This window comes from Halomonas faecis (assembly GCF_010993975.1).
In the GTDB taxonomy this organism is placed as follows: Bacteria; Pseudomonadota; Gammaproteobacteria; order Pseudomonadales; family Halomonadaceae; genus Halomonas; species Halomonas faecis.
Map to the genome: position 1 here is coordinate 181,080 of NZ_JAACZO010000001.1, position 9,168 is coordinate 190,247.

At 66.9% G+C, this 9,168-nt stretch carries 9 protein-coding genes; 7 read left to right on the forward strand and 2 right to left on the reverse strand.

Features of this window, described 5'->3' with window-relative positions; translation table 11 throughout:
- Positions 1 to 109 precede the first annotated feature (109 nt).
- The 7 genes from GFD32_RS00830 (at position 110) to GFD32_RS00860 (ending at position 7,233) form a co-directional block, all read left to right on the forward strand.
- Positions 110 to 1,609 carry an NAD-dependent succinate-semialdehyde dehydrogenase gene (locus GFD32_RS00830; protein ID WP_205598990.1) on the forward strand — a complete coding sequence of 500 codons (1,500 nt, stop codon included), beginning with the start codon at positions 110 to 112 and terminating at the stop codon, positions 1,607 to 1,609.
- 197 nt (positions 1,610 to 1,806) lie between these two features.
- Positions 1,807 to 3,216: an aminotransferase gene (locus GFD32_RS00835; protein WP_163574351.1), complete on the forward strand. Its 1,410-nt coding sequence runs from the start codon at positions 1,807 to 1,809 to the stop codon at positions 3,214 to 3,216.
- A 71-nt stretch (positions 3,217 to 3,287) separates the two neighbouring features.
- Positions 3,288 to 4,286, forward strand: a complete 999-nt coding sequence (eutB, locus tag GFD32_RS00840) for a hydroxyectoine utilization dehydratase EutB (RefSeq protein WP_163574353.1) — start codon at positions 3,288 to 3,290, stop codon at positions 4,284 to 4,286.
- A 7-nt stretch (positions 4,287 to 4,293) separates the two neighbouring features.
- Complete coding sequence (locus tag GFD32_RS00845; RefSeq protein WP_163574355.1) at positions 4,294 to 4,608, forward strand: rhodanese-like domain-containing protein; 315 nt, start codon at positions 4,294 to 4,296, stop codon at positions 4,606 to 4,608.
- A 15-nt stretch (positions 4,609 to 4,623) separates the two neighbouring features.
- The gene (locus GFD32_RS00850; RefSeq protein WP_163574358.1) at positions 4,624 to 5,451 is read left to right on the forward strand and encodes a sterol desaturase family protein; all 828 of its coding nucleotides are present in this window, start codon (positions 4,624 to 4,626) and stop codon (positions 5,449 to 5,451) included.
- Between the two features lie 66 nt (positions 5,452 to 5,517).
- On the forward strand, positions 5,518 to 6,465 hold the full coding sequence (locus GFD32_RS00855; protein WP_163574360.1) for a cyclodeaminase: 948 nt from the start codon (positions 5,518 to 5,520) through the stop codon (positions 6,463 to 6,465).
- Positions 6,466 to 6,549: 84 nt separating this feature from the next.
- Positions 6,550 to 7,233, forward strand: coding sequence for a haloacid dehalogenase type II (locus tag GFD32_RS00860; RefSeq protein WP_163574362.1), 684 nt, complete (start codon positions 6,550 to 6,552; stop codon positions 7,231 to 7,233).
- A 60-nt stretch (positions 7,234 to 7,293) separates the two neighbouring features.
- Here the strand turns inward: GFD32_RS00860 and GFD32_RS00865 are convergent, their stop codons facing one another.
- Positions 7,294 to 8,250, reverse strand: coding sequence for a sulfurtransferase (locus GFD32_RS00865; protein ID WP_163574364.1), 957 nt, complete (start codon positions 8,248 to 8,250; stop codon positions 7,294 to 7,296).
- 153 nt (positions 8,251 to 8,403) lie between these two features.
- Positions 8,404 to 8,973 (reverse strand): carboxymuconolactone decarboxylase family protein, encoded by a 570-nt coding sequence (locus GFD32_RS00870; RefSeq protein ID WP_163574373.1) that lies wholly within the window; start codon positions 8,971 to 8,973, stop codon positions 8,404 to 8,406.
- Positions 8,974 to 9,168 lie beyond the last annotated feature (195 nt).

The window sequence follows — 9,168 nt, forward strand, 5'->3', positions numbered from 1 at the left end:
TCCCCACCCCGGCAATCCCTTACCCTGTGGGCATGGAGCGGTGACAACCGCTCGGCCATTTTGCCAACGCCGGTCGAACGTTACGGCCGGCGTGCGAGGGAGGTGCCGCATGAATATGAAACTGTCCAAGACGCTGTCCACCCTGCTAGACGACCCGCGCCTGTTCCGCCAGTACGCCTACGTCGACGGCAAGTGGACTCACGGCGAGGGCGGCCGCGAAGAGGCCGTGTTCGATCCGGCCACGGGGGAAGCCCTGGGGCACATTCCCTGGCTCGAGCCCGAACAGATCCGCGGTGCCGTGGATGCCGCCGAGGCGGCCTTCGTGCACTGGCGCGCACTGCGCGCCGACGAGCGCTGCGAGCGGCTGCTGGCGTGGTACGACTTGCTGCAGGCCCACCGCGAGGATCTGGCCACCATCATGACCCTGGAACAGGGCAAGCCGCTGCCCGATGCCCGTGGCGAGGTGGAATACGGCGCCAGCTTCGTGCGCTGGTTCGCCGAGGAGGGCAAGCGCACCTACGGTGACACCATCCCCAGTCACATCCCCAACGCCGCGCTGGGTACCATCAAGGAGCCGGTAGGCATCGCCGCGCTGATCACGCCGTGGAACTTCCCGTTGGCGATGATCACTCGCAAGGCCGCTGCCGCCATGGCCGCCGGCTGCCCGGTGATCGTCAAGCCCGCCGGCGAGACCCCGTTCTCGGCGCTGGCGCTGGCCGAGCTCGCCGAGCGCGCCGGCATCCCCGCCGGGGTGTTCAACGTGGTGCTGGGCGAGCCCGCCGAAGTGTCGAAACTGCTGTGTGCCGAGGAGCGCGTCAAGGCGCTATCGTTCACCGGTTCCACCCGGGTCGGCCGGCTGCTGCTCGAGCAGTGCGCGAACACCGTCAAGCGGGTGTCGCTGGAGCTGGGGGGCAATGCGCCCTTCATCGTCGGCCCGGACATGGACCCCAAGGAGGCGGCCTACGCCGCCGTGGCGGCCAAGTTCCAGACCGCCGGCCAGGATTGCCTGGCGGCCAACCGCATTCTGGTTCACGAGTCGATCCACGACGCCTTCGTCGAGCAGTTCGCCGAGCGCATGGCGGCACTCACCGTGGGCAACGGGCTGGAGAGCGAGATCGATCTCGGTCCGCTGATCCATCGTCAGGCCGTGGAGAAGGCCGCCAGCATCGTCGACGATGCCATCTCCCGCGGGGCTACCCTGGTCGCCGGCGACCAGAGCGCGGCACCCGGGCCCAACTTCTTCATGCCGGTGCTGATGACCGGCGTGACCCCCGAGATGAAGGTGTGGCACGAGGAGAACTTTTCGCCGGTGGCCGGCATCACCGCCTATTCGGACGACGACCAGGTGATCGAGATGGCCAACGACACCGAATACGGCCTGGCCGCCTACGTCTACACCCACGACATCCGCCGCATCTGGAAACTGCTGCGGGCGCTGGAGTACGGCATGGTCAGCGTCAACTCGGTGAAGATGACCGGCCCCCCGGTGCCCTTCGGCGGCGTCAAGCAGTCGGGCCTGGGCCGCGAGGGCGGCATCACCGGTATCGATGAATACCTCGAAACGAAGTACTACTGCCTGGGGGCCCTGGGCTCGGTATCTGGTAGTTGAGCTTGCTGCGCTCGGCCATACGGCGTTGGATCTTGATTCGAACATGCTCATTTACAGAACGTAAACTCCGCTGTTCTCGTCAAGATCCGCCTTGTCTGGCCTTCGCTCGCAGAGCTCTCGTGCTTAGTGGTTTTGCTTTTTGAATTTGAACATCCTCCCCGGCGGAGCCGGGGAGCCCTGAGAGAAGAGAGAACGCCATGAGCTTGCATAAGGACTTGATCGATCGCGACCGGAAGGTCACCTTTCACGCCTCCACCCACCTGCGCGACTTCGCCCAGGGCGATGCGCCGGGCCGGGTCATCACCGGCGGCAAGGGCATCCACATTCGTGACAAGGACGGCCGTGAATTCATCGACGGCTTCGCCGGGCTGTATTGCGTCAACATTGGCTACGGTCGTACCGAGGTGGCCGAGGCGATCTATCAGCAGGCGCTCGAACTCTCCTACTACCACACCTACGTGGGGCACTCCAACGAGCCGCAGATCGCGCTCTCCGAGAAGATCCTCGAGCTCGCCGGGCCTGGCATGTCCAAGGTCTACTACGGCCTGGGCGGCTCTGACGCCAACGAGACGCAGCTCAAGATCGTGCGCTACTACAACAACGTGCTGGGGCGTCCGCAGAAGAAGAAGGTGATCGCGCGGAGCCGCGGCTACCACGGCTCCGGCATCGCCTCCGGCTCGCTGACCGGCCTGAAGGCGTTCCACGACCACTTCGACCTGCCCATCGAGACGATCCGTCACACCGAGGCGCCGTTCTACTACCAGCGTGCCGCCGAGCAGCAGGGCATGAGCGAGCGTGACTTCTCCGCCTACTGTGCCGAACGGCTCGAGGCGATGATCCTGGCCGAGGGCCCGGAGACCGTCGCCGCCTTCATCGGCGAGCCGGTGCTGGGAACCGGCGGTATCGTGCCGCCGCCCGAGGGCTACTGGGAGGCAATTCAGGCGGTGCTCGCCAAGTACGACGTGCTGTTGATCGCCGACGAGGTGGTATGCGGCTTCGGCCGGATCGGTGCCGACTTCGGCAGCCACTACTATGGCATCCAACCCGACCTGATCACCGTGGCCAAGGGCCTGACCAGCGCCTACCAGCCGCTCTCCGGCGTGATCGTCGGCGACCGCGTGTGGCAGGTGCTCGAGCAGGGCACCGGCGAGTACGGCCCCATCGGCCATGGCTGGACCTACTCCGGACACGCCCTGGGTTGCGCCGCGGCGCTGGCCAACCTGGCCATCATCGAGCGTGAGGGGCTCACCGCCAACGCCGCCGAAACCGGTGCCTACTTGCAGCAGCAGATGCAGGCCGCCTTCGGCGACCATCCACTCGTCGGCGACGTGCGCGGCGTTGGCATGTTGGCAGCGGTGGAGTTCGCCGCCGACCCGGCTCGGCGCCAAGCCTTCGACCCGGCGCTCAAGGTCGGTCCGCGCATCGCCGCGGCGGCGCTGGAGCAGAACCTGATCGCCCGCGCCATGCCCCAGGGTGACATTCTGGGCTTCGCCCCGCCCTTGGTAGCCACCCGGGCCGAGGTCGACGAGATCGTCGCCCGCACCCGGCGCGCCGTCGATCAGGTGGCCGACGAGCTGGTGCGCAGCGGCGAAGCCCAGCTCGCCTGAGCCGCCGCTATCCCGTCTCGACCTCGCCGCGGCTTGCCCGCGGCGAGGTTCGTCGTATGAGGGCAGGTGACATGACCGAACCCACTCATGGCGTGACGCTGGAAGCCATCTACCGGGCGCGCCAGCGCCTGGCCGGCCAGGCGGTGCGCACGCCACTGGTGCGCTCGGCAGCGCTCTCCGCGCGCTTCGATGCCGACATCCGCCTCAAGCTCGAGACCTGTCAGCCCACCGGCGCCTTCAAGCTGCGCGGCGCCACCAACATGATTGCCGCGCTGATCGAGCGCCATGGGCGCGACGCCCTGGCCGCCGGCGTGACCACGGCCTCGACCGGCAACCACGGCCGCGCCGTGGCCTATGCGGCGGCGCGGCTTGGCGTGCCGGCGGTGATCTGCCTTTCCAGTCTGGTACCGGCCAACAAGGTGGCCGCTATCGAGGCACTGGGTGCCGAGGTGAAACGCGTGGGCGAGAGCCAGGACGAGGCTTTCGCCGAGGTCGAACGGCTGGTGCGCGACCAGGGCATGACGCTGATCCCGCCCTTCGACGACCCGCTGATCGCCGCCGGGCAGGGCACCATCGGACTCGAACTCATGGAGGACGCGCCCGATCTCGACCGCGTCATCGTCGGTCTCTCCGGCGGGGGGCTGCTGGGCGGCATCGGCGCGGCCGTGAAGGCGATCCGCCCGGCGTGCCGGGTCACCGGGGTGAGCCTGTCGCAGGGTGCCGCCATGTGGGAGAGTCTCCAGGCCGGTCAGCCGGTGTCAGTGGAAGAGGCAGAGAGCCTGGCCGACTCGCTGGGCGGCGGCATCGGCCTCGCCAACCGCTGCACCTTCGAACTGGTGCGCGCGGTGATGGACGACCACTATCAAGTCTCCGAGACGGCCATTGCCTGCGCCATGGTCGACATTCTCGAGCACGAGAAACGCCTGGTGGAAGGCGCCGCCGCAGTGGGCCTGGCGGCGCTTGCCGAGCATGGCGTCGACGTGCGCGGCGAGGCGCTGGCACTGATCCTCTCCGGCAACGGCGTGGCGCTGGAAACCTTCGACCGGGCACGGTGTCTGACGGGGCGTTAGCAAGCTCTTGGCCCTTGGTGGTGACCCGCATGACCCTGCGTTCGGCGTTGTAGAATCCCTCCAGTGTTTTCTGGCCGCCCTGGAGCGCGGCGAGGTGGCCCTACTCGACGTGCGCCCCGCGGACGAATATCGGGCGGGCCACTTGCCGGAGGCAATGCTCGATGACCTGCCCCGCGACAAGGAGATCGTTGCCTACTGCCGAGGCCCTTACTGTGCCCTCTCGCACGAAGCCGTTCAGCGCCTTCGACAGCTGGGGTATCGAGTCAGGCGTTTCGAGGAGGGCTACCCCGAGTGGAAAGCCGCAGGCCTGCCCGTGATGTAGGGCGAGAGGGGCATCATGAATGACACACTGATGGCGCAGGAACCGTGGATCCGGATCGCCGCCTTCGGCAGTGTCTTGCTGCTGATGGCCGTTTGGGAAGTTCTTGCCGCACGGCGATCTCAGCAGGTTCGTCGCTGGCAGCGCTGGCCCAGCAATCTGCTGATCGTGGTCGTGGACACGCTCACCGTTCGCCTGGTCTTTCCCCTGGCCGCCGTCGGAGCGGCCCTGGTATCGGCCGACAAGGGCTGGGGCGTTTTCCATCTGATCGCCGCTCCAGGGTGGCTGGCCATCCTCGTCTCCGTGGTCGTGCTGGACATGGCGATCTATTTCCAGCACCGCCTCTTCCATGCCATCCCTTGGTTGTGGCGCCTGCATCGCATGCACCATGCGGACCTCGAGTTCGACGTGACCACGGGCCTGCGCTTCCACCCCTTGGAAATTCTGCTCTCGATGGGCATCAAGGTCGCCGTGGTTGCCCTGCTCGGCGCGCCGGCGCTCGCGGTGCTGATCTTCGAGGTCGTGCTCAACGCTACCTCGATGTTCAACCACGGCAATGTGCGCCTGCCCGCCAGGGTCGACCGCTGGCTGCGCTTCGTCGTGGTGACGCCGGAGATGCACCGCGTTCATCACTCCATCATCCGACACGAAACCGACAGCAACTTCGGTTTCAACCTGCCCTGGTGGGATCGCCTGTTCGGCACCTACCGCGACCAGCCCGCCGCCGGCCATCTCGGCATGACGATCGGCATCGAGGATTTCCGCAATGTCCGGGAACTGCGACTCGACCGGATGCTGTTGCAGCCCTTCCGGAACCCTGGCCGACCCGAGAAACGCGGGCGTTGAAGGGACGTTGCTCGGTTGCCGATAATGGGCTGTCGAACACGGCCCACCTTCCGATTGGAGGCGACCATGCAGCTCTACCAGCGCGATGCCATTGCCGAAATCGTGACTCTCGACCATGACGCCCTGACGGCGGTGGAGGCGGGCTTCGCCGCGCTGGGCCGCGGCGAAGCGGTGCAGCCGCCGATCCTCTCCATGGCCATGGAAGAGTTCGGCAGCGAGGTGGACGTCAAGACGGCGCACATTCGTGATGCCTCACGCTTCGCCATCAAGGTCAGCACCGGTGCCTTCGACAACCCCAAGCGCGGTCTGCCGAGCCTCAATGGCCTGATGATGGTGTTCGCGGCCGAGACGGGGCTCGTCGAGGCGGTGCTCTTCGACGAGGGGTATCTCACCATGGTGCGCACGGCGTTGGCCGGGGCCATCGCCGCCAAGCACCTGTCGCGGGAGAACAGCCGTCGGGTGGCGGTAATCGGTGCCGGCGAGCAGGCCGAGCAGCAGGTCAAGGCGCTGCGCCTGGTGCGCGACATCGACACTCTCGACGTCTGGGCGCGGCGCCGCGAAGCCGCCGAGGCCTACGCCGAGCGGATGCGCGCGGCGGGGCTTGCGGTGAACGTCCACGACAGTGTGCACCAGGCCTGCACCGAGGCCGATATCATCGTCACCACCACGCCGGCCCGCGAGCCCCTGCTGTTCGCCCAGGATCTGCCCGAGGGCGTGCACGTCACCGCCATGGGCTCCGACAGTCCCGACAAGCGCGAGCTCGACGACGAGGTGCTGGTCCGCGCCGATGCCTTCGTGGCCGACACTCGCGCCCAGAGCGAAACCAACGGCGAGCTGAAGGCCTTCGCCGGCAAGGAGACGCCCTTCAAGGTCCACGAGTTGGGCCGGGTAATCGCCGAGGGGCAGCGCCTGCGCCTGACGGACGCCACCATCACGGTGTGTGACCTGACCGGCACCGGCGTACAGGATACGGCGATTGCCGCCTTCGCCCTCGAGCGGCTTTCTGCGGGTTGACGTCGGGGTTCGCGTCGACTTGCCAGCGTATGGCCACGGACGCAAGCTGTTCACCATCCGGTCATGAACAGAGGGAGGATGACGATGTCCGCCAAAGTACTGGCCTTCGATGTCTACGGCACCCTGATCGACACCCAGGGCGTGGTCGCCGAGCTGGAAACGCGGCTGGCCGGCAATGCAGGACTCGCTGCCGACTTCTCGCGACGCTGGCGCGACAAGCAGCTCGAGTACAGCTTCCGACGTGGCCTGATGGGCGCCTACGTGCCCTTCTCGCAGTGCACCCGTGCAGCGCTGGACTTCACCGACCGCGCGCTGCAGACCCAGCTCTCCGACGTCGACCAGGACCACCTGATGAACGTCTATGCGCGGCTGCCGGCCTTTCCCGAAGCGGCCGGGGCGCTGGCTCGCCTGGATCGCGCCGGGGTGCGCTGCGTGGCCTTTTCCAACGGCACGGCCGAGGCGGTGGAAGGGTTGCTCGACCAGGCCGGGATTCTCGGTCACTTCGAGGCGGTGGTCAGCGTCGACGAGGTCAAGCGCTTCAAGCCCGACCCGGCGGTCTACGCCCACCTGCGCCAGCGTCTCGAGGTCGAGCCCGGCGACACCTGGCTGATTTCCAGCAACGCCTTCGACGTCATCGGAGCACGCCATGCCGGCCTGCACGCGGCCTGGGTGCGCCGCAGCCCCGAAGCGCCTTTCGATCCCTGGGGCATCGAACCCGACCTGACCGTGGGCAATCTCGAGACTCTGGCCGAACGCCTCGCTCCATGAAACGCCCCGCGCCCGGTAGAGGCCGCGGGGCATCCAGGTCGAGTCGGTCGTCGGTGGCGTTCACTCGACCAGGTCGCCGACGGTGAGGGTACCCCGCTCGGCCAGTTGGATGGGGCGATCGTCGGCGCGGGTCCAGGCGGCCATGGAGCCGTCGTACATGGTGGCGTTGTCGAGGCCGCCCACCTCGCTGAGCTGGAACCAGCCGCTGGCGGCCCAGTGACCGGTGTTGCAGAAGGCCACGGTGGGGGCTTCCCGGTCGAGCCCGAGTTCGTCGATGCGGGCCTTCAGCGAGTCCGGCTGCAGGTAGTAGGCGCCATCGCGCTCCTCGAGGCTGCCATCATGGGGCAGGTTCACCGAGCCCGGAATGGTGCCGGGAACGCGTGCCGCAGGCGATTGGGTCTCGCCGGCGAAGAAGGCCGGCGGCCGGGCGTCGACCAGCTGTTCGCCGGCCTCGCGGGCGGTTTCTACCTCCTCGGTGGTGGCCAGCAGCGAGTCGCGCAACTCGCCCTCGAAATCGGCGGCCATTGGGGGCTCCGCCGCCCCGCTGGCGATCTCGTGGCCCTGTGCCTCCCAGCCGGCGAAGCCGCCGTTGAGTACCGTCACCTCGTCGTGGCCCAGCGCCTTGAAGGTCCAGTAGACCCGGGCGGCACTGCCGAAGTCGGTGGGGCCGGTGCCGGCGGATACCACGACCACGGTGTCGTCGTTGTCGATGCCCAGCCCGCCGATCAGCGTTTCGAGATCGTCGAGGGCGGGCATCAGGCCAGCGACGCCGTCGCGCTCTTCGCGCCACCCGTCGTCGGTATAGCTGCTGTAGCGGCTGCCGGGAATGCGCGCTGTCTCGAAGGCGTCGCGGTCGCCGCCGTCGTCGATGCTGGAGCGCACGTCCAGCACCACCAGGTCGTCGTTGCCGAGCTGCTCCTCGAGCCAGTCGGCTTCGACCAGCGGGCTGGGGTGCATGGCCAGGGCCGGGCCGGCAAAGACCAGGCCGCCGGCCGCCAGTAGCAGGTGGTGTTTCATGAGGGGAACCTCCTTCGTCAGGGGTAACACGATGCTAGGCCTGCCCCTCTCGACAGGGCAATGCACCGGCAAGAACCCTTTCAGCCGCCATCATTCCACAAAAGAATAAAGAACCGGCATTGGTATGCCCGATGCCGGTGTTTCTGGCGACTCTCAGCCCTGCCAGGCGTGGCCGGCGAAGGCGTCGTCCAGCTCGGGATGGTTGAGATGGTTGGAGTAGTTGGAGAGCGTCTTGACCGCCAGGGCCAGCACGATCTGTAGCACTTGCCGTTCCTCGAAGCCGGCCGCCAGGAAGGCTTCCACGTCGGCCTGGCCGGGCTTGCCGCGAGTCTCGAACATCACCCGGGTGAATTCGCTGAGGGCGGCCAGGCGCGGATCCGGAATGGCCTTGCCTTCGCGGATGGCCTCGAGCACGTCGGCCGGCACCTGGGACATCTTGTCGGCCAGCATGCTGTGGGCGGACATGCAGTAGCCGCAGCCGTTGAGATAGCTGATGGTCAAGAACACCACTTCCTGCTCGGGGGACGTGAAGCCGGAGTCCTGGCGAAAGAGGTCGTAGCCGTGAAGGTAGGTGTCCAGCACGCCCGGAGCCTTGGCCATGCCTTGGTACATGTTGGGCACGAAACCGAGCTTGGCGTTGGCCTGCTCGAGCAGGGGTTTGGCCTTGGCATCGGCCGTTTCCAGGGTTTGCGGGGCGAGTTTCAGTTGATAGTCCGCTGACATGGTGTCGTCTCCTCGTTGATGGTTTTTGGCTTGCGCCCTTTATGGAACGAATGGTTCATAAAGGGTAAAAAAAAGGTTCTTCGCAGACTGGCGTGAAATGAGCAGGGCGCTGAGCGAGGTCAGGATAGAGAAACGGCGGTAAATCCGAGTAAGCTGATATTCGCCAAAACGTCAGCCTACGGACACCGCCGTTGC

Coding starts and splice junctions, on each gene's coding strand:
- GFD32_RS00835 (WP_163574351.1), top strand. CDS start 1,807: ATGAGCTTGCATAAGGACTTGATCGATCGCGACCGGAAGGTCACCTTT.
- eutB (WP_163574353.1), top strand. CDS start 3,288: ATGACCGAACCCACTCATGGCGTGACGCTGGAAGCCATCTACCGGGCG.
- GFD32_RS00865 (WP_163574364.1), bottom strand. CDS start 8,250: ATGAAACACCACCTGCTACTGGCGGCCGGCGGCCTGGTCTTTGCCGGC.
- GFD32_RS00860 (WP_163574362.1), top strand. CDS start 6,550: ATGTCCGCCAAAGTACTGGCCTTCGATGTCTACGGCACCCTGATCGAC.
- GFD32_RS00830 (WP_205598990.1), top strand. CDS start 110: ATGAATATGAAACTGTCCAAGACGCTGTCCACCCTGCTAGACGACCCG.
- GFD32_RS00870 (WP_163574373.1), bottom strand. CDS start 8,973: ATGTCAGCGGACTATCAACTGAAACTCGCCCCGCAAACCCTGGAAACG.
- GFD32_RS00855 (WP_163574360.1), top strand. CDS start 5,518: ATGCAGCTCTACCAGCGCGATGCCATTGCCGAAATCGTGACTCTCGAC.
- GFD32_RS00850 (WP_163574358.1), top strand. CDS start 4,624: ATGAATGACACACTGATGGCGCAGGAACCGTGGATCCGGATCGCCGCC.